The 18896-nt window shown below is 37.2% G+C and carries 20 protein-coding genes, 1 tRNA gene and 1 pseudogene; 4 read left to right on the top strand and 18 right to left on the bottom strand.

Translation table 11 applies throughout. The features are described from left to right. The 13 genes and pseudogenes from FPL17_RS15285 to FPL17_RS15235 form a co-directional block, all read right to left on the bottom strand. Positions 1-1245 carry a restriction endonuclease subunit S gene (locus FPL17_RS15285; RefSeq protein ID WP_159885986.1) on the bottom strand — a complete coding sequence of 415 codons (1245 nt, stop codon included), beginning with the start codon at positions 1243-1245 and terminating at the stop codon, positions 1-3. Further along, entirely contained in the window at positions 1242-2792 is a 1551-nt protein-coding gene (locus tag FPL17_RS15280) for a type I restriction-modification system subunit M (RefSeq protein WP_159885984.1), read from the bottom strand. The genes FPL17_RS15285 and FPL17_RS15280 overlap by 4 nt, the downstream gene beginning before the upstream one ends. A gap of 123 nt (positions 2793-2915) precedes the next feature. Then, the gene (locus tag FPL17_RS15275) at positions 2916-3146 is read right to left on the bottom strand and encodes a helix-turn-helix transcriptional regulator (RefSeq protein WP_159885982.1); all 231 of its coding nucleotides are present in this window, start codon (positions 3144-3146) and stop codon (positions 2916-2918) included. A 326-nt stretch (positions 3147-3472) separates the two neighbouring features. Then, complete coding sequence (locus FPL17_RS15270; RefSeq protein ID WP_159885980.1) at positions 3473-4522, bottom strand: DUF932 domain-containing protein; 1050 nt, start codon at positions 4520-4522, stop codon at positions 3473-3475. Between the two features lie 54 nt (positions 4523-4576). Next, the gene (locus FPL17_RS15265; protein ID WP_159885978.1) at positions 4577-4867 is read right to left on the bottom strand and encodes a hypothetical protein; all 291 of its coding nucleotides are present in this window, start codon (positions 4865-4867) and stop codon (positions 4577-4579) included. Between the two features lie 120 nt (positions 4868-4987). Further along, entirely contained in the window at positions 4988-5320 is a 333-nt protein-coding gene (locus FPL17_RS15260; protein ID WP_159885976.1) for a hypothetical protein, read from the bottom strand. A gap of 62 nt (positions 5321-5382) precedes the next feature. Beyond that, positions 5383-6063 carry a hypothetical protein gene (locus FPL17_RS15255; RefSeq protein WP_159886882.1) on the bottom strand — a complete coding sequence of 227 codons (681 nt, stop codon included), beginning with the start codon at positions 6061-6063 and terminating at the stop codon, positions 5383-5385. A 12-nt stretch (positions 6064-6075) separates the two neighbouring features. Next, a complete protein-coding gene (locus FPL17_RS15250; RefSeq protein ID WP_159885974.1) occupies positions 6076-6573 on the bottom strand; it encodes a hypothetical protein in 498 nt (165 codons plus the stop codon). 50 nt (positions 6574-6623) lie between these two features. Further along, a complete protein-coding gene (locus FPL17_RS18810; RefSeq protein ID WP_167515374.1) occupies positions 6624-6773 on the bottom strand; it encodes a hypothetical protein in 150 nt (49 codons plus the stop codon). Between the two features lie 10 nt (positions 6774-6783). Continuing rightward, entirely contained in the window at positions 6784-7041 is a 258-nt protein-coding gene (locus FPL17_RS15245) for a hypothetical protein (protein ID WP_159885972.1), read from the bottom strand. Between the two features lie 922 nt (positions 7042-7963). Then, entirely contained in the window at positions 7964-8767 is an 804-nt protein-coding gene (locus FPL17_RS15240) for a GIY-YIG nuclease family protein (protein ID WP_159886880.1), read from the bottom strand. 84 nt (positions 8768-8851) lie between these two features. Further along, a pseudogene (locus FPL17_RS19110) lies at positions 8852-8983 on the bottom strand (GIY-YIG nuclease family protein); the annotation flags it as partial. Positions 8984-9319: 336 nt separating this feature from the next. After that, positions 9320-10483 carry a hypothetical protein gene (locus FPL17_RS15235; RefSeq protein ID WP_159885970.1) on the bottom strand — a complete coding sequence of 388 codons (1164 nt, stop codon included), beginning with the start codon at positions 10481-10483 and terminating at the stop codon, positions 9320-9322. A gap of 317 nt (positions 10484-10800) precedes the next feature. Here FPL17_RS15235 and FPL17_RS15230 point away from each other — a divergent pair, with 317 nt between their 5' ends. After that, positions 10801-11571: a hypothetical protein gene (locus tag FPL17_RS15230; protein ID WP_004770432.1), complete on the top strand. Its 771-nt coding sequence runs from the start codon at positions 10801-10803 to the stop codon at positions 11569-11571. A gap of 314 nt (positions 11572-11885) precedes the next feature. Here the strand turns inward: FPL17_RS15230 and FPL17_RS15225 are convergent, their stop codons facing one another. Both FPL17_RS15225 and FPL17_RS15220 read right to left on the bottom strand, forming a co-directional pair. Beyond that, a complete protein-coding gene (locus FPL17_RS15225; RefSeq protein WP_159885968.1) occupies positions 11886-12797 on the bottom strand; it encodes a hypothetical protein in 912 nt (303 codons plus the stop codon). Positions 12798-12954: 157 nt separating this feature from the next. Beyond that, positions 12955-13662 (bottom strand): YagK/YfjJ domain-containing protein, encoded by a 708-nt coding sequence (locus FPL17_RS15220; protein WP_159885966.1) that lies wholly within the window; start codon positions 13660-13662, stop codon positions 12955-12957. Between the two features lie 945 nt (positions 13663-14607). Here FPL17_RS15220 and FPL17_RS15215 point away from each other — a divergent pair. Next, positions 14608-15600 carry a hypothetical protein gene (locus FPL17_RS15215; protein WP_159885964.1) on the top strand — a complete coding sequence of 331 codons (993 nt, stop codon included), beginning with the start codon at positions 14608-14610 and terminating at the stop codon, positions 15598-15600. 579 nt (positions 15601-16179) lie between these two features. Here FPL17_RS15215 and FPL17_RS15210 read toward each other — a convergent pair. After that, positions 16180-16980 carry an SDR family NAD(P)-dependent oxidoreductase gene (locus FPL17_RS15210; RefSeq protein ID WP_159885962.1) on the bottom strand — a complete coding sequence of 267 codons (801 nt, stop codon included), beginning with the start codon at positions 16978-16980 and terminating at the stop codon, positions 16180-16182. A gap of 146 nt (positions 16981-17126) precedes the next feature. Between FPL17_RS15210 and FPL17_RS15205 the strand changes: the two genes are divergently transcribed. Both FPL17_RS15205 and FPL17_RS15200 read left to right on the top strand, forming a co-directional pair. Beyond that, positions 17127-17453: a gamma-glutamylcyclotransferase family protein gene (locus FPL17_RS15205; protein ID WP_159886878.1), complete on the top strand. Its 327-nt coding sequence runs from the start codon at positions 17127-17129 to the stop codon at positions 17451-17453. A 100-nt stretch (positions 17454-17553) separates the two neighbouring features. Then, positions 17554-17629: transfer RNA gene (locus FPL17_RS15200), tRNA-Thr, on the top strand. A gap of 9 nt (positions 17630-17638) precedes the next feature. On the opposite strand, the gene FPL17_RS15195 is transcribed toward FPL17_RS15200, so the two are convergent. Together FPL17_RS15195 and FPL17_RS15190 are read right to left on the bottom strand one after the other, a co-directional pair. After that, positions 17639-18061 carry a GFA family protein gene (locus FPL17_RS15195; protein WP_159885960.1) on the bottom strand — a complete coding sequence of 141 codons (423 nt, stop codon included), beginning with the start codon at positions 18059-18061 and terminating at the stop codon, positions 17639-17641. Positions 18062-18068: 7 nt separating this feature from the next. Next, positions 18069-18896 (bottom strand): SAM-dependent methyltransferase, encoded by an 828-nt coding sequence (locus FPL17_RS15190; RefSeq protein ID WP_159885958.1) that lies wholly within the window; start codon positions 18894-18896, stop codon positions 18069-18071.

Genomic DNA, 18896 nt, shown 5'->3' with positions numbered 1-18896 from the left:
CTAAGCCTCTACATTTTCAGGCTTAGGAAAACTTAATAATAAATCACGGTAATACTCATACTGCTTTTGACGAAGTTCAATTTCGCAAGACAAATTGTCGCAAATAGCACCAGTAAAAGAATTAAATTTATCGAGGATCGAAACAATGTGCTTTTGTTTAGGAATAGATAACATTGGAACTTGAACACTTAATATTTGATCTTTGCGTAAATTTGTTTGATCAACACCATTATCACATTTTAGTAATTGAGGGTTACGATTTAAGAAGTAGTACAAAAACTCTGGGAGTAGTTCACTTTTGTTTTTAACACTAATTCCAGCAATTCGCTGATTCAATGTATATCTATCATCAGCATCAACAATGAAAGTTTTTGCCAGTGCTTTGCCATTTGGCAAATCACTCATTACCAATAAAATATCATTGATAAAAAGAGGACAAATCTGCTTGTTTGAATATTTCGCAACTCGTCCATTTGTAGATATAAATTTTGAGTTTACAACTATATATTCGCCATCTTCTGCAATATCTTTTTCATGTCCTTTGCCATTAGTAAAGTTAGCGACCTCCCCCAACACCTTCCACTCAATCATTTCATCTTCAAAACCCAACAACTGCTCACAATAATACTTGTGTTGATTTTTCCACATACTAACTTCGATGGTTAGATCAGCGATCAGATCAGCTGTCTTGGCGCTAAATGCATCTAAAATACGAACGATTTCAGCTTGAATCTCAAGTGATTTTGTGGGGTTTTCTGGGCATGGAAGCGGAAACTTATAGTTCGAAATCATCTGTAAATTAAGACCACCACGAGTACCGCTCCCTGATGATATTTGTCTCAAATTTTCATATTGAGTTTTAAGGAAATGATACAAATAATCATGATTTACAATATCATCTTTAACAATGATTGATGCAAGAGATTGATTAGTAGTCAAATCAATTCTGGTTCTTGCGACTTTTCCTCGAGTTTTCCCTTGCCCCGCCAAAGCAATTACGAGTGAGTTTTTTGGAACAAATTTTGCACTGGAATTTTGTAGCCCACTTTCAGTAATGAAATTCTCAGTTTCATATATAGTTTCAAGATTAACCTCACCCGAACTCATCCAAGGAATTGTCCCTCCTTCCCAATATTCTGCGACACCTGTTTGAGGAGTTCCACCAGACGTAATTTTTTTTGAAACATCCCTCAGAGTTTTCCATTCCACCTTTGCGCCGTTTAATAACTTTTCTAAAAAACTCATGCCTCGCCCCCAATCTCTGCCACAATCGCATCAATCTCTTTACGAAGCTGATCAATTTTGGCTACGGTAGTTTTAAGCTCGGCATTCAACTGCGTAATATCAACCTGTTCACGAGTATCCTTTGCTTCAACATAACTACTTACAGACAAATTGTAGTCATTTTCTTGAATCACTTCAGAAGCTACAGACTTGGCAAAATGATCTATATCAGCTTTACAGTCAAACACCTGCATGATCTGTTCAATATGTTTTTCGGTCAAAATGTTATTGTTGGTTTCTTTCTTAAATAAACCACTAGCATCAATAAATTGAGTTGTATTGTCAGTTTTACGTTTTGATAACACCAAAATATTCACAGCAATCGTTGTGCCGTAAAATAAGTTAGGTGCAAGTGAAATTACTGTTTCAACATAATTATTTTTCACTAAATATTGGCGAATTTTTTGCTCAGCGCCGCCACGGTAAAAAATCCCTGGGAAACAAACAATCGCAGCACGTCCCTTGCTAGAAAGGTAACTCAGTGCATGCAAGACAAAAGCAAAGTCAGCTTTTGACTTCGGTGCCAGCACACCTGCTGGCGCAAAACGATCATCATTGATTAAAGTTGGATCATCCGAACCTATCCATTTCACTGAATAAGGTGGATTAGAGACAATCGCATCAAAAGGCTTGTCCTCACCAAAGTGTGGAGAAGTTAAAGTATTACCCAGTTGTATATTGAATTTGTCGTAGTTAATGTTGTGCAAGAACATATTCATACGCGCCAAGTTATAGGTCGTATGGTTGATCTCCTGACCAAAAAACCCGTCTTCAATAATATGTTGGTCAAAATGCTTCTTGGCTTGGAGAAGTAAAGACCCTGAACCACATGCGGGGTCATAAATTTTGTTTACTTGAGTTTGTTTATGCATCGCAAGTTGTGCAATCAGTTTGGATACATGTTGTGGTGTAAAGAACTCACCACCTGATTTGCCTGCGTTTGCAGCATAGTTAGAGATTAAATATTCATAAGCATCACCGAACAAATCAATTTGGCTATCTTGAAAATCATTACCAAAATCTAATTCAGCCACACCTTTCAGCACGGCAGCTAAACGTATATTTTTATCTTTAACTGTATTACCTAAACGGTTACTGGTGGTATCAAAGTCAGCAAATAAACCTTTGATATCTTTCTCAGATGGATAGCCATTTGCTGAACTTTCAATAGCAGAAAAAATAGCTGCCAAATCCATATTTAGGTTATCATTGTTATTTGCATTTTTTTCAATATTAGCAAATAGTTGGCTGGGAGATATAAAGTAACCTTTTGTTTTTATTGCATCATCTTTAATTTCAGCTGTGATAACACTATCAGGTAACTCAGCATATTTAATACTATCGTCGCCACCTTCAATATAATTAGCAAAGTTTTCGCTAATAAAACGGTAGAACAATGTACCCAGTACATATTGTTTAAAATCCCAGCCATCAACTGCGCCACGAACATCGTTGGCGATCTGCCAGATCTGGCGCTGTAATAATGCACGTTGTTGGGTACTGGTCATTTTAAATCCAAAAAAATAAGCATCAAAGTTAAAACGAATATTAACCTATAGTGAGTGTACAAATACAAAAAGTATTTGAGATTAGCACTTATTATCCAAAAAATAAGGGAGCAAATGCTCCCATTACTCTCGCTCTTCCAACTTAGACTCAATCCACTGATGGATTTCCCAAGCGGACCAGCCTATACGCATCTCTGTTAAGCGTATAGGCTGAGGAAATGTCGGATCATAATACTTTGATTTCTTATTGATCATCTCATAGATTTTTGATCGACTAAGGGCAGTAAACTCAACTACATGCTTGATGTTAATAATTTGATTCATTTGAAAAGTTTGACCTGTGAACGCATTCATGATGTTTTCTCCTAATCTATGATGCGAGCGGTAATTCGCTCATACGATAGGCCAATCCAATAAAATTTTACGCAGTCCAAGGTTGTCCAAGCTCATCTAATTCAAAGCCTATACCTACTGCTGCAATCCCTTCTGGATATCCTGAATATTTGTTAGTCCATGAGTCTGCTATTGCTGCTCTTGTTATGATTCATCCGCATAAACTGTAAGAGCTGAATTTCAGGCATAAAAAAGCCACATATGGAAATGTGGCGAAAGGTATGACTACGCTGTTACGTCTATAGCGTATGCTTAGGCTAATAGAGCAGGCTTAACTAAAACTAAATTTAAGCAATCATTCTTGAAGCCTGTTCCAGCCCACGTTGTTTAATAGATGCTCCTGCTCCAAACCATGCAGAGTCCAGGCGATGATCCGTACTCATGGCTCGACGTTCATGATCACAGAATTCAGAGATTGAGCAAAGTAAACCATAAGCCGTATCTTTGGCTGAACTCAGCTCTGCCCCTCGTCCATGTCCGTTAAACATGGTCATCACCTTAGACATCGCACGTCCATTCGGCTCAGTCTTATTGTCTGATCGAGTTGAGTGAGTTTGGTTCGGCATCGCCACATTTCGGTAAAACTGAATGATACTCTCATCCTGTTCTGCAATACTCATGTTTGTATTGTTAAACACTGCATCAAAGTACGCCGCGGCTTCTTGTTGAGTGACCTTACGTTGGCTCAATTGCTTCATTTCATACATATGTTCATCCCATACCCGTACTGAAATTCCCAGTTGCTGCTTAACTTTTTCTGCATCGAATCGCGTGCTATGCGGTACTTTCACTACTCCGGCACTGCTTTGCTGTCCTTTTAGTGCAATCGCCAGAGTGTTATTGCATACCACACGGATACTGGTGAACTGCGCCGTAGTTGCCAGAGTTCCATCACAGGCCGTTGCCAAGAGAATGTAGCCATTACTGACATCCTTACCCTTGAGTACTGCACTTTGTCCGGTCTTCGCCAATGCCCAGAACTTCTTGCCACCTTTGAGCACGCCAGCAGTTTCCAGTTCAAAACCAGATTGCTCGGTCAGGTCACGATAGAACTCTAAAATCTCCATCGGCTGAACTTCCTGAAAGCGCTGACTGACCACTGATAAAGGTGCATGCGTATCTGAACGGTATAAAACGCGCTGTTCTTCATAAGGCATGATAATGTTCTGCCCTCGCTGGTTTTGAGCCATATAGCTGACATTGGAAGATTCGATCCGCCAATCCATACCTGCCTGCTGTGCCCAGACTTCAATGGGTTGATTATGGGTTAATTGATTGCCCAAGCCATGCCAAGGGGTTTGTCCGACATACGCCATTTGTTCAAGTTGATGTGACATGATGTTTTCCTTTTAGATATATAAATAAAGTGGGAATGTAATAAGGGTTATGTTCTATTCAGGTCGCTTGATTTCGAACTGTTCCAGACATTGTTCGCACTGGTAATGCCAGATCACGAGGTTGTCCTGTTGCTGGATGTAAAGTAGAAACATCCCACCTGCGGTCAGACCAATAAAGCCGCCAAGCAGTGGATTTATTCCCAGCCTTTTTGAGAGTTCCATGCCTGCACTTGCCAGTGTCATTGGTGAAAAAGAAGAGAATGAAATCTTGGTTCGGGCTTGGGTTTCCTGGGTACGCCGTAGTAATTGCACATGGGTTGAGTGGCAATAGGGACATTGCTGCATCATGTACTCCTGATTTAGATATTGAGAAGTTGAGGAATAGGCATAAAAAAACCACGAGCATCAGCTCGTGGTTTTTTAGGGTTTATGCGATTTGGGAAATTTGGGTGATGATTGTTTTGATTAACGGTTCGTTGTCTTTGTAGTCGTCGGGTTGGGTTTCTTACATGGACGGATACTCTGAATATAGGCACCATCGCCCGTATCTTTAAAGAAACCATACTTGGACTGAATTTCCAGACATTGTCCTTTTTTATACGTTTTGAGTTGCTTGGCAACCTGAATCGGTAGGGCAAAACTATTCAGGATCACTTCCCCTTTGGTAGTGGGGAAAACCACCGCTTCTTCGCCGTAATGAACATTGGCTTTTAAGGTAATCTGTTCGGTTTTGGCAAAGACCATTGAACTCGCTGCCATTGTTAAAAGGCCGCAGCCGAGGAGTTGAATCAGTTTCATAAGCTTATCTCGTATTTATTAATGAAAGTTATGGTGTATTGAAGAATCTGTTGTTGCTGGGCTTAGCGACCAAAGCAAGGCTTGTAGCCTTCGTTGATGACTTCATCTGTGCTTTTGTTCCACTGCACGACATACCAGGTACATTGATAACGATCTGAATCCCATGCCGTACGGTAAGTGATGGTATTGCCCTGTTCGCTCCACCCTTCTAAACGTTTGGCAACCTGATCTGGAGCAGAACGCCCCCAAACTTCCATGAGGTGGGAAGCCAGCATGAGATCTATATCAGCAACTGTAGTGCGCAAGTCGGCTGGTGCAGACTGGATTGGATTTAAGCCATAGCGGGAAAGTTTTGTACTTAGGGTTTTCCCTTCATGATATTCACCATCAACGTCATAACTTAAACGTTCAGTTGCTGCTGCTTTTTGGCTGGCTTTGGCACTATCGACTGCCGCAAGTGCCCCTGCAACATCATCCGCACTGACTTGAAGATGCGCTGTTTGCGTCTCTGGATCTTCGGTTAGACCTTCAATCCCTGACAACTTAGGTTCAGTCGGTTCAGATGCTGCCTTGACCTGATCAGTCGTTTGGTGTTGCACTTTACTTTGCTCTAGTGCAAGTTGTGCCAACTCAATATCAGTTTTACGTTGTTGCTGCTGGTTAAATAAAACAGCTGCTACAACAACTATCACCGCAATACATAGCCCAAGGATCATCAACTTGGATGTTTGAAGTTTTTGCATCATCTATCCCCCTTAATGCGGCCATAGGCCCTGTTCTTTGAGTGCCTTGATTTGAGGATCAATTGTTACCTCACCTGTTCGGCAGTTGGTCAGCTCACCCGTCTTTTGGTTAAAGCTTTCTGAGACGTTTGGGTTATCACATAAGCGTTTGTATTTACTGACTGGCGCTGGTGCTGCCTGTGAAGCTTTGGCTGGTGCACGGTAACCAACGCGTCGAACAAATAAACTATTACGTGTGCCGAGTACTCTTAAAATGCCCCCACCTGCCCAGGTTGCGGTATAGGCGAGTTGTTGTTCACAACCATCGAACATTGAGGCTTTAACTTCATGTACACCATAGTGAAGTGTTGCGGAGCGGTAGGTACAAATAGCTTGATAACCACTGCCTTTCTGTACATTGACTAAATGCGCCATGGTTTCTGCTGAACCTAATCCATAAGAAGATGCTGCATGGCTGAGGACACTAAAACCGCTGGCGAAGATTGCCACGGCAATTAATTTTTTCATCATTTTTACCTATTCATTTTTATCGTGTTGCTTGAGATGATTGCTTAGACTATCTACGAGAATAGCCATTCCAGAAAGGTAAAGGGCCAGACAAAGGCACGGCCTAAGAGATAGGATTTGGAATAACCAGCAGGAAGACTCCAAATCAATTTGATCCAGTAACCCACCATAATCAGTAAATAAGTAAGGAAAACATTCTTCATACTCAGCCCCCTATTTCAATTCAGCCATACAAGCAAAGCCTGCACGCTGTACTTGGTTTGCCCAATCATCGGGAAATTGCCAAGGCTCTTTAATCTGTTCTAACCGATCTTTGCCGTAGTGCTTCTCAACATTGTTATAACTACAGGAACAGAAACTGCGATTAGCTCCCCAATTTCTGCATCCATCCTTAAACTTAGATTCAAATGAACTGCTACAAGCTGTGAGTAAGGCACAGCCGAATAATAAAAATAATCGTGTTAATCCCATCTCTTCTTCCCATCAATACATATGCGTGCCAGTCCTATCTGGATATGGCTTCAATGAGGTAATGTGTAAGTGAAATTGCTTTAATTAAGATCAGAACGAAATCAATGAAGTTGTTTTTATAAAGCCCAGATGTGACTTATCCTGGGTAAATCCCAAGTTCATTATGAATATTGATCGTCATAAAGGTTTCAGTGAAATTAGCAGAAGCTATGTCCTGCAACAACGCCTAGACAAATAGTGAGAAGAAGATAGTTTAAGAGTTGAAATAGTACGCATGGCGGACTCCTTTGTTTATTAAGAAGCTCTACCAGATTACTGCTAAATAATGGTGGTAGAACGAAAGAGGGTTAGCAGACTGGTAAACAAAGAAACCAGCACACACAAAGGTGTCCCCCTTCCGCCCTACCATAGAGAAAAGGGGGGACGAACGGGTCCACGACATACAAAATTATCTTTTGTACATCGTCTTTGTTTAATGGGTCTGCTAAAACCCGCTGGCAATGTAGGCCAGCAGGCAAAGGATAAGCGCTGTGATTTAGAGTGTCAATCTCAACTCATGCGATGTCTCATCAGTTTGTTATTGTTTTCATCTAATTCTCTTAAACAAAAAACTTAGTGAATATTAAGCAATCATTCACTTTCTCTACAGCCTCTCAATAGGGCTTAGAACCATGATTTAAGTTTTGATCTGACTTATAATTTAGAGGGAGAAGTAGTTTAACAAAGTGTTCCGAACCTCTAAAAACTGGCCTGAATAAACCTTCTAATGGAAGAAGAGGCTTGCCTCAAACCATTATCACTTACCAATCAACAGAGCCGAATCGGCTCCAGATTTGTTCAGAAATTTGAAGTAACCTAATTGAAACCGACCAATTCAACTAACTCCAATCCCTTCTAATAAAATGGAAATAACTTAAAAACACTAATTAGAGTTGTAACCAAACCTTCTGGTTAATAACGTATCTTTCCACCAGCTTTCTCTACTTAATATCACCCTATCATCGGTAGTAGACTTAAAAATATCTAATATTGAGTATCTAAAATTATCTTCAATATGCTTCTTTGTGAGCTGCTTTAGCTGAACATTTCCACCATGCCTACTTTTGACATAACTCTGCCATCGATTGAGCAACATATTTTCAGCATAGGCAGAGCCAACATATTTTTTACCATTTGAAATATCAGTAATTAAGTACACAGCTTTTTGGTTTTGTAAGGCTGTTTTCCAAGAGTCTTTATCGATCACTCGTTGCAGTTCCTGCCAAGATATATTCACATTCTCATATCCTGGGAAAATATCATTATCAAAAACATCTGGAAGTATTTGATGAATTTCACAATCATGGATAATCGTATGAGCATTCCGAATCAGAGCCTGTGATGAATTTTTATACCTTACTATGACTCGACCAAAATATTTACGGTACTGCTCTAGAACCTTAAACTCATAACCAACATCATTGAACTTATTAAGATCCTTAGTAACTTTTCCTATATGAACTAATAGCCATAAATCTTCATTTGGTTTTATTCGTATCAATCCGATAGTTGTTTGCGCATCTTTATAAGATTTTTTAGAGGTATAGTTCCAGTAATGACCTCTAAGAATCTCGGTCATATTCCCATCTTTGAATACCTCAATTGGATTCCAGTTACCGGCAAACATAACATTTAAACGTATTTTTGTATTATTTAAATCTTTAATTTGCAAGATGTCATTCAACATAACTTTATGTTCAAGATTGTCGAACGTAGCTAAATGTTCTAATGCTTTCAACACCAAACCTGAACGTAGATTATAAGAAATAGTGCCTTCTGCAAACCTCTCCATACGAATAACCGAAGTAAGAAAGGCTAAGGTCGTATTCTCATCAAAACTAGCAATTATTTTTTCATCTATCTTTGTGTATCTAAACAAAACCTCTTGATAGTTGAAAACCATGCTATCTTTCATGGCTTCTATAAAACGTTCTTCAATTTCACCCAAAGAGGAAAATAGATCTTGCTCAGATTTGTCTAAATCAGTCCTGAGCTGTAATAAAGTTTCATATTTATTCATCAGTAGTTTCTAATACATTTAAACTTATAATTATTCTACAATAAAAGAGATTTATATCTGATCAAAAATAGGCCGAACCATAATCCCCCTATTTAATCATTGAAAAATTTACTCCTTTCTTACCTTAGATTCTATAAATGTCCCCTATCTTTCATTACACTTGTTATTTCGATCAATGAACATTTATATCTTTGCCCAGTTGCTATCCATTTCCTTATTCTATTTTAAAACCCTTAACCATCCATATACAGCTCGATCTTTTTTAAGCAAGTTTTCAATCATCTCAGAACGTTTACGTTGGTCAAGCTTAAATAAAATACTTTTCAACTCAGCATTTATCGAATTTTCCGGCGCACCACGCTCACGGGCCTTTTCATACCACTCATGTCCAAGTGTGTAGTTATGAGTTTCCATGTATATAGCGCCAAGTAATGTACAAGGCCTATAATCTTTAGGTTTAATTTCATGCGCTCTTATGCCATGCTCTATCGCTAGATCTGATTTTTTTAGATCTCTTTTGACACCTCCTAGTGTCGTAAAATAGGCAGATAGTACTTTTTTATCCTCATTCACAGATATCTTAGTATTTTCTAAAAAAGCTTCGGCTTCTTTACTCGCCTGACATTTTCTTAAATGACTAGATGCGTTGATTGCAGACCAATTACTTTTCTTTACTTTATATTCCTGAAGGTAGACCTCGGCTTCAAAGCGATGAAATTTATTCTTTAGCTTCCCTGTAAAAAACTCATAGCCTTCTGAAGTTAGCCATATACGATCGTTGTCTGATAAACGTTGCTCTCTTTCTAAGAGACTTAATATTCTTAACAATCTACTTCTTAATTCATTTGGAATATGAAATGGCTCTAACTCATATTTCTTAAACAGAGCCTTCTCTTTTTGCCTTGCGATAAACTTGGGATCAGACTCTCTGATTCTTTGCTTCTCACGTTCAACTTGATCCTTAAGCTTCCTTTCTCTAGATAGCTTTTCCTGTTTCTTCTTCTCTTCAATGAGTTCTAACTCCTTGAGATGATATAATCTTAATTTTTCTTCTTGCCCAACCTCTATTCGTTTTATCTTTTCAAGAGCCGCTTCTTTCCTATATTGATTAAATGAAATTTCACTATCAATAAACCTTTTTAGGGCTAACAAATCTTGACGATTTAAATATGACTTTTCAGGTAACGTAAAACCACCATTACGTGTTTTCAGTTTCTGAATAATGCGATGCAACATGCTGTATGGAACAGTAGCTCCATCTAGATCATCTAAATGATAAAATACCGCATCTTTTTTCATATCATCAATAAATGCTTGGTGTTTCAGAGCATCTTCGACTGATACTTTTCCCCGATAATTACGTTTTAAAAATATATTTTTCATAGTTTCTAGTATGTGTAAAATTTGGTGAAATAGTCTCAACTTTGAACTCTATCTTAGCAAGCTTTCAAATATTCAAAAACCCAAATAGGTAGATCACATAAATAATTTATGTGCTATTAGTTTAGAACGCAAGTTACTAGTAAACTTAGGAATATTTAAGTTAGATAACTGATCCCCTCCCCCATAGATTTTTATAAACTAGACACTTAAGCTATAAAACCACATACTCAGATAAGACCAGCATAATAAATTTGCCATTTGCAGAAAAAAAAATTATCCAATAATATATTTATACTTATCAATACTCCATCATCAATATGAGCTATATCATTGCCTTTGTAAGCTATACTGACTTTAATGACAAACAATACCCAGTTCAGTGCTTTCGTACAGATCTTAAAGAAAATGATTTAGTCGTGATTCGTAGAGCTGATGGTAAATTAAGAAATGCAAAGATTATAAGGTTAGAATATTTAAATTGGGATTGTAATAGCTCTATATTGTGCAAAAAATCGGAATGTACTATAGATATCAATGGAACTTTATCCCCTCCGACTAATTCTCCAATAATTGTAGGTCTTTCAACATCTGAAGTTTTTATACAGGAATTAAAAAAACTAGGTTGGATGCCCTTAATATCTCATAGTGCAACTTATAGAAGTGTTTTTGCTCAAACGAATAATGCCCAAATTGCTTATTTTTTTATAAGAAAAAATGGAATAGATCTTCAACTTCTACCTATCAAAGATGTTAGTCTACCGATAAAACCCAATAGCTTATATACAGCATCTCTTAGCCATGGAAAAGTCGTTAGACATACCCTCTCTCATACAACATTTAATCTCTTTGAGGGACTTATTAGATTTACTACTAGTTTTATGAATAATGAAAAAAATCTGGATCGCTACTTTGTGCCTCAAGGTGAAAAAGATAAAAGAACTGAACACCTAAAACAACAAAGAAAGCAAACTGAATCTAGCCTCTCAGACATTTACAGTGCTTGTAGTGATGGGAGTGGTGGACCTGTATATCTAAGTGACGGTGTTTGGATAACTTCTAATGGAGGTCTGCACGATTGGGGAAGATAGAATAAATTAAATTTTAAATGAAGCTTTTAAATCCAGTATTTCCTATATTTTTCAATACTCTGTGACTAAACCCGTACATAATTCACATTCAGTTTTTACAGCTCAACCATCTTTCTTTCAATGAAAAATCAATCTACTTCTGTCGACCGTCGCCAAAACAATAAACGCTTTTTTAAAGAGTATGTTTCATGTAAGAGCAAATTAACAGAATTTATTAGATCAATGCCTCTTTCAAAGGAAGAGAAAGTTAAGCTACATAAAGCATTGGTTAAGTAATTCGCATCTATAAAATAGATGCGAATTCTTTCATCATCTCAGATATATTTTCCTGTTGTTCCAATGGTGTGTTTAAAGCCTATAGGCCAGACTCGAACCACCATTGAATCCTTACCGCTATTCACAATATCCCGTTTGAGTAAGCCATCTAAGTCATCCCGATCATCAAATTCACAAAACATTTGGCTGACTAACTCGTGGCTATAGTTACTCTCATCCTGCACATCAATCACCATTCCCCTATACTCCGTTGCAAAGCTCCATAGTTGCTGCAATCTGCTTAGGTAAAAAGGGGTTTCTGCATAGATACGAGCATTCACTGTCAAAGATAAGACCATGACATATTGATTCTTTTCTGGGATACGAACAACACGTCTATACCAATATAAATAACTGACTGGGAAATATTCCAGCTGCTTAAGATATTTATTGAAGGTCTGAATATGCTTGTTCATTTGCAGAATAGAGATGTTCTCCGCAAACTCTGGTTGATAGGCACAAATCACATTTATCTTATTGAGATCAAAACAGTATTGAGAGACTTTGTCATAATCATCTTGATATCGTTGAATCTGTTTGACGTGTCTTTCATTTTGTTCTTTTAACTCTTCTAAAATATTAGCACTTAAGAAAGTACGTTCTAATTTAGCCAAGGTCAAAGCAACAAGTTTTTTAGCTTGTTCAGGGTTCCGAATATCTCGTATTCCCGATTCAACTTGGCTTGCTCGATAACACTGCATCATGGTCTCTAACCAAAAACCATAACGATAGTCATTGGTTGCAAAGAGTAAATGCCAGACATTGATATAGCTCAGCAGTCGTTCACACCAATCATGGGCTTGATATTTACCACTTTGTTTATTTCGGACATTCAAGAATAGTTCGTGAATATCCTGCTCTAAGCGTGGGGCAATTTGATGTTCGAGAGAGGTTAAAGTTATTGCTTGCATGGTGATCTTCCTATTTTGTTCATAGGAAGACCAACGCGATTATTTTTAATTTTTTGTAGAAAAAAATAATAGTTTCATCACACATAGACTTAAATCGAATATTCATCCCACCATTGTGAGATGAATATTTTAAACTAATGAACAACTACCCAATAAATTATTGCCCCGTACCAAAGCTACGGGAACATTGAGAAGGCTTAACACGTAGATGCTGACCAAGTTTTTCAGGTTGTGCCAAATAAGAAGCATATGCAATAACACTTTGGCAATGCTGAACATTGGCTCTGTTCTTACGTCCTAATGCCCACGTCCCTTCCATTTCGAAACGAGCTTTAGATGTAGGATTATTAGGCGTATAAAAGGCACCTAAGCCATGTGTAATTTCCTTCCAGCATTCACCTATTGCTAAAGCAAGCCCAAAATCATTCTGTCGTTTATGCCCATCATAGATCAGCATTAAATGGCAATGGAAACCACTAGATTCACCCCCTTGCTCTAAAGCCCAGACAAATCCCTCTAAATCAGAAAAATAGCGATCCCCATTAGAAACCCGATTGCGAAGTACTTTCATGTGCTGATTAAATAAATGAATATTGACCTGATCTTGTACATTTGGGTGATACTTCAAATCGACACGAACAATTAATGAACGGGATTTCTGATTGAGAACACGTGCAACATATTCCCTAAGCTTATTTTGATTGCTCAGTTCTTGTAATTGAAATGCATGACGTTCAATAAGGATATCCTGATAATAAGCATTAACTAATGCTCGTAGAGGTTCAATTTGATGATCTAAGAGCATATCTAAAGAACAATAATTTTGACCATGTAAATAGCTTTCAACAGTATCTATGATCCTCATAAAGATCTGAATGTGCTTGCTGTACCACACATTCTGACAGTGCTGAAGATAAAAAGCTGGAATTAACTCCTGCAATTCATACAACAATTTTCCATTATCAATTAGACCGCATTGAACTCTTTCAATGAAAGATTCTATTGCCAATAGCGTTTTTGATTGATTTGACATCATGCTTACCTATGTTGAGTTTAAATCATAGCTAAGTCATTTAAATTATTTTTTAAGGTATTCCATCACTCAATAACTATAATCCTTAAGCTAAGATACACTCACCAACAATTAGCAACCTATAAACATCATTACATCAACACCAGATTAGATTAGATTAGAATAATTAATATACCTGAAATAAAATAAAAAATACATCATAGCTTTTTTAACACACTATTAACACATAAGCCCAAAAACCTTTACACAACCCAAAATACTTAAAAGCTAAAGTTAACCAATAAAAATATCTCAAAAATAAGATTAATTAATTCACACCAAAAAAAATTAAAATTAAAATTAAAAATCAAACCCACACCAATTACTACAATACAATCTATATTAACTCTCACCCTCAATACGGAAGATGAATAGCATATAATTCCTCTCTATGGTAATCCTACACTAGAAAATTTATGTATATTTAGCATTATAGAACATGATTTTTTCACTTATGGTTTAAGCAAATAGACTTACTAACTATAAGTAACGTAATAAAGAGAGAACTATTTTTTCATCTATTGCTTATTTTATCATGCAAACTTATATTTTTTCACTATTTTGGATACAAACACTCCCTACTAATCACCACTATTAAATTCACACAAATCACAATAAACTATTGATTTAAAATATACCAAATCAAATAAACACCTCTAATCAAGTATGAAAATATTGATATAATTAATAAAAAACCCTACACTATATCTACAACAATACTACATGTAGACTTTTCAAATGAACGAAAAATCATCCAATATGTTTACTGATTTGATAGAAAATTTCAACACAAGAGAACTACTATTTACATGGTATATTTTTGGAGAACCTACAATATCTGGATTACAACCTCATGATATTGACTCTGTTAAAAAGTCATTAATTAACTTTTGCAAATCAAACTTTTTAGACATAAGTTTATTTAATAAACTTAAAAATGATATTGAAAATAATTTTATTGAAGAAAAAAACTTTAATTGGATCGACATAAAAGACACACGTTTACTTAGCTATTTATTAGAGTCAATTTACCATCTAAAATTGATGACTATTTCTATCTACAATAAGAACATCCGCACAGAATTAATAAACGATAAAATAAAAACCTCCTCATACACCCCATTAATTAACAATACAATAAATTTAGGTTACGGTCGCAACCAATTAAATATACTTGGTTTCTACAGCCCTCCTTATCAGAATATATCATTCTTTTCAAATGATTTATATTTAGCTTTTATATATCATATTGATGTATTAAGTTTAGCTCCAGCAGAAAAAATAAAACTTATAGATACTATAAGAAAAAACTGGGAACAAACAATAAATAATCTCAATCTAAAAAAATGGCTTCAAAAAGAAGATGAAATGCAAATAGAATGGTGTTGGCATTATCTCCATAAGCATAATAAAAATATGTCTATTTTTCTGCCATATTTTGAAAGCGATTTATATAATAAGGTTTTAATATTAATAGATAAATTAAATTTTTCTCACCCTAGCGAAAAGAAGATTTTCTTAGACACCATGCGTAAGACTTGGAGTCAGAAAAAATTTAGAGAGTCAAACAAAACCAAGAAACCCTACCACCTCCCCCTTACTAAAATGACTCATAGTAAGCTAGAGGATCTAGCAAAACTGAAAAATATAAGCAAGGAAGAAGTAATTGAGCAATTAGTAATGAAAGAATACTCAAACTTCACAGATCAGAATGGTAAATTTAAATATTAAATGACAAGACTTTATAACGTCTATTTCTAGCAATAAGAGTCTTCTTACTAACGGCACGTAGCCTTTGATTACGTGCCTTACACATACTCAAAAGAGAGCATCAGAATTAGTGCAAGCCAACTTAGGTTAACAGTTGACCCACATCAACAATGGGAATATATTCCCATTTATTCTATAGAATCCAGTAATATAGGCCAAGTTCAGGAACAGGCGAAAAGAGATCCATATAAACGCAACCATACGTTTGCAGTCTACTCATCGCTATTAATTAGTTCAAAAAACTTTACTTACTTAGTTCGACTTCGCCTACCCTCATGCAGTTGGGGGTAAAATTGGGGGTAAAATAAAAAATATTATTTTTAATAAATATTAATTTTCATAATGTTAAGTTAATAATTTTACTCCCTCTCTCGCCAAATTTATTTTCTATGATATCTCATAGATTCCTAAAAGCTTAAATCTAAAGGGTTTAGGCTTTTTTCTTTTAAGAAAATAGTGTTTCTTCGTACCCAAATCTTTCATTAAAATAATCAATTAAATAAATAACGATATTCACATCTCAGCAAACAGCATTTTCGATTAGCTAATTGTTGCACCACCCGTCATATTCACCACTGTTGCTGTCATTGCTCCAGCCTGATCAGATGCTAAAAATGCAGCCATTTCTGCAACTTGCTCAAGTGTTGGTAATCGCTTTAACATAGTACTTTGTGCAGCTCCCTCTAACCACTGTTCTACTGTGAGTCCCATTGCTTGGGCTTTTGCAGCAAATACCTCACGAGTATATGAACCAGCCTGAATTGCATCAGAAATTGCATGTGATCTTATACAAACAGCCCGAATATTCTTAGGTCCAAGTTCACTTGCCAACGCTTTGACAAAAGCCTCTATAGCAGCGCATCCTACAATGTGACCCAAATGTCCAGGCACAGCCATTGAAGCTGCAGGCGCAACAACACTAATGATGACTCCTGCACGATCATGCCCTCCCATAAAGGGAAGCACTGCTTTGCATAGATTAAATTGTGCGCTAAGAAAAGGGGTGACCCCCAACAAAAATTCATTCAGATTCAATTCTTCAATGACTTTACCTTGGTCATGTATAAAACCCATCGCATTGACCACAATATCAATGCCACCTGTTTTTTCTGCTAAATTAATGAGTTGTTGATTCACCTGCACGTCATCAAAGACATCAACAATAAACGTATCAACACGCCCCCCAGCATTACGTATCTTCTCTCTCACCAGATCTAATCTGTTTTGATTACGTGCACCTAGACAAACATGAGCGCCTTCTCGCGCTAAAACAGCTGCAATTGCGCCACCAATTGCACCACTTCCACCAAAGATCACCGCAACTTTATCTTTAACGAACATGTCGGTACTATCCTTTTTAGCCCATATCACTCAAGTTATTACACAAAATTTAAACACACACAATTTTAGGCGATCAGTTGCGTTTCGATTGGAAAATCTTGAGTTATCTCTGCTACTCTATTCGTTTTACTTTTCTACCTTTCACTATGTTCAATTTATTTGTTTACGGGACTCTAGGGCCCAACCGCCCCAATGCCCATATCATGGAAAATATTGGTGGTACATGGGCAGAAGCACATGTATTTGGCACACTCAAACAACAAGGTTGGGGAGCTGAATTGGGCTTTCCTGGTATTGTTTTAGATCAAACAGATCAAAAGGTATCTGGCTTTGTGTTTTTCTCAGACAATTTAGAACAACACTGGCAAGCACTAGATGAATTCGAAGGTGCAGGCTATCAACGTGTCCCTGTCAAAGCCCATTTAAACACAGGTGAAGTGATTGATTCCTTTGTCTATGCACTCAATAGCTAAGCTGAAATTGGCGAAAATTCGACAATCCAATTAAATTTATCTGATTGCTCATTTTTTCGCTTGTTTTTTTAATTAGATTCTGTAGAATTCTCGCCACGTTGCCGGCATAGCTCAGTTGGTAGAGCAACTGACTTGTAATCAGTAGGTCCACAGTTCGAATCCGTGTGCCGGCACCATTTCTCGCTTTACTCTCGTTTCTTCCCCATCATTTTCTCAAAATGCGAAATATTCGGATTTAATAAATCCCATTCATTTGCATGACTCACAAAACATTCTGCTTGCGGTTGATACAAATTTGGATCATCCAATGTTCCTGCACGTATCGAAATCATCTCAGGTACGAGTTCTGGTAGGCCAAACATTTGCGAACCACAGTTCGGACAAAAAGCGCGGCGGATCGGCTTCCCAGATAATCCCAAAGATTCAAAATATCTGAGTTCACCATTAATCTTCAGTTCTGATTGATGAAAGAAAGCAATCGGTGCATAAGCACTGCCTGTAGCTTTCTGACAATCACGACAATGACAATTAAAACGATAACGTGGCGCAACCTCCGCCTGATAGCTCACTGCCCCACACAGGCATGAACCTTTATATTCATTTGGCATCTTGTTCTCACTTTTTTACTGCACTGATTTGAATATAACGTACTAATCCATCTTGGTAGAGTTTTCGGCACAACTTGGCAGTCATGTTTATTTTGAGTTGGGCAAAATCAAATGCTGATTTTTCAATTTTCCGTGTTTCGATATATTCCGCAAAACCATTCAATACGGGTTCGGAAAAATCCTGAATTTGAATATCAGTAAAACCTTGCTGCGCTAAAGTCTGCGCAAGCTGCTGCCGATCCATCAAATGCTGCCAATTCACATCGGCACTTTTTAATAGATAACGATATTTTTGTTTTTGTAGAGCAGAACACTTTAGCCAATTTTCCGACCACATTAATGTGTGAAACGCGATTCGTCCTTTTGAATTCAAAACTGAAGATGCTGAATTGAGAAATGAATTCAAATCACTGTGATAAACCGCATCTATACATAGCACCACATCAAATGAATTCAAAAGTTGCAGTGCTTTTAAATTCAAAAAAGATCCACAATGAATTTGGACCTGCGGTAATTGTTTTTGAATTCGTTTGACACAATCAGGCTGCAACTCAACTGCACTGAGTTGTTGAATGTGATAATGCTGGAGCCAGTGCAATAGACTAGCACCTTGTCCACAGCCTAGATCTAAAACACGATCTGTGGATTTAAGTTGACTCGATTGCGCAATTTGATCGGCTAGACTTTGGCAGGCCTGTGGATAATGATTATGTTGGCCTTGCCAAAAACCTAAATTACTCCAAGCAAGCAATGCATCATCACCGAGTCGTTTGGCATCAATCGCATATTTATGCCCTATGACTTTTTCGATCAGCGCTTGCTTGAAGGTGGTCAT

The sequence above is a fragment of the Acinetobacter dispersus genome (assembly GCF_009884975.1).
Classification (GTDB): domain Bacteria; phylum Pseudomonadota; class Gammaproteobacteria; order Pseudomonadales; family Moraxellaceae; genus Acinetobacter; species Acinetobacter dispersus.
This window is presented reverse-complemented; position numbering and strand designations above follow the sequence as displayed.

What these genes read in the sequence shown, in the direction of transcription:
- FPL17_RS15285 (WP_159885986.1), bottom strand. Translation starts at nt 1,245, where the DNA reads ATGAGTTTTTTAGAAAAGTTATTAAACGGCGCAAAGGTGGAATGGAAA.
- FPL17_RS15280 (WP_159885984.1), bottom strand. Translation starts at nt 2,792, where the DNA reads ATGACCAGTACCCAACAACGTGCATTATTACAGCGCCAGATCTGGCAG.
- FPL17_RS15275 (WP_159885982.1), bottom strand. Translation starts at nt 3,146, where the DNA reads ATGAATGCGTTCACAGGTCAAACTTTTCAAATGAATCAAATTATTAAC.
- FPL17_RS15270 (WP_159885980.1), bottom strand. Translation starts at nt 4,522, where the DNA reads ATGTCACATCAACTTGAACAAATGGCGTATGTCGGACAAACCCCTTGG.
- FPL17_RS15265 (WP_159885978.1), bottom strand. Translation starts at nt 4,867, where the DNA reads ATGCAGCAATGTCCCTATTGCCACTCAACCCATGTGCAATTACTACGG.
- FPL17_RS15260 (WP_159885976.1), bottom strand. Translation starts at nt 5,320, where the DNA reads ATGAAACTGATTCAACTCCTCGGCTGCGGCCTTTTAACAATGGCAGCG.
- FPL17_RS15255 (WP_159886882.1), bottom strand. Translation starts at nt 6,063, where the DNA reads ATGCAAAAACTTCAAACATCCAAGTTGATGATCCTTGGGCTATGTATT.
- FPL17_RS15250 (WP_159885974.1), bottom strand. Translation starts at nt 6,573, where the DNA reads ATGATGAAAAAATTAATTGCCGTGGCAATCTTCGCCAGCGGTTTTAGT.
- FPL17_RS18810 (WP_167515374.1), bottom strand. Translation starts at nt 6,773, where the DNA reads ATGAAGAATGTTTTCCTTACTTATTTACTGATTATGGTGGGTTACTGG.
- FPL17_RS15245 (WP_159885972.1), bottom strand. Translation starts at nt 7,041, where the DNA reads ATGGGATTAACACGATTATTTTTATTATTCGGCTGTGCCTTACTCACA.
- FPL17_RS15240 (WP_159886880.1), bottom strand. Translation starts at nt 8,767, where the DNA reads ATGTTGAATGACATCTTGCAAATTAAAGATTTAAATAATACAAAAATA.
- FPL17_RS15235 (WP_159885970.1), bottom strand. Translation starts at nt 10,483, where the DNA reads ATGAAAAATATATTTTTAAAACGTAATTATCGGGGAAAAGTATCAGTC.
- FPL17_RS15230 (WP_004770432.1), top strand. Translation starts at nt 10,801, where the DNA reads ATGAGCTATATCATTGCCTTTGTAAGCTATACTGACTTTAATGACAAA.
- FPL17_RS15225 (WP_159885968.1), bottom strand. Translation starts at nt 12,797, where the DNA reads ATGCAAGCAATAACTTTAACCTCTCTCGAACATCAAATTGCCCCACGC.
- FPL17_RS15220 (WP_159885966.1), bottom strand. Translation starts at nt 13,662, where the DNA reads ATGAGGATCATAGATACTGTTGAAAGCTATTTACATGGTCAAAATTAT.
- FPL17_RS15215 (WP_159885964.1), top strand. Translation starts at nt 14,608, where the DNA reads ATGAACGAAAAATCATCCAATATGTTTACTGATTTGATAGAAAATTTC.
- FPL17_RS15210 (WP_159885962.1), bottom strand. Translation starts at nt 16,980, where the DNA reads ATGTTCGTTAAAGATAAAGTTGCGGTGATCTTTGGTGGAAGTGGTGCA.
- FPL17_RS15205 (WP_159886878.1), top strand. Translation starts at nt 17,127, where the DNA reads ATGTTCAATTTATTTGTTTACGGGACTCTAGGGCCCAACCGCCCCAAT.
- FPL17_RS15195 (WP_159885960.1), bottom strand. Translation starts at nt 18,061, where the DNA reads ATGCCAAATGAATATAAAGGTTCATGCCTGTGTGGGGCAGTGAGCTAT.
- FPL17_RS15190 (WP_159885958.1), bottom strand. Translation starts at nt 18,896, where the DNA reads ATGACCACCTTCAAGCAAGCGCTGATCGAAAAAGTCATAGGGCATAAA.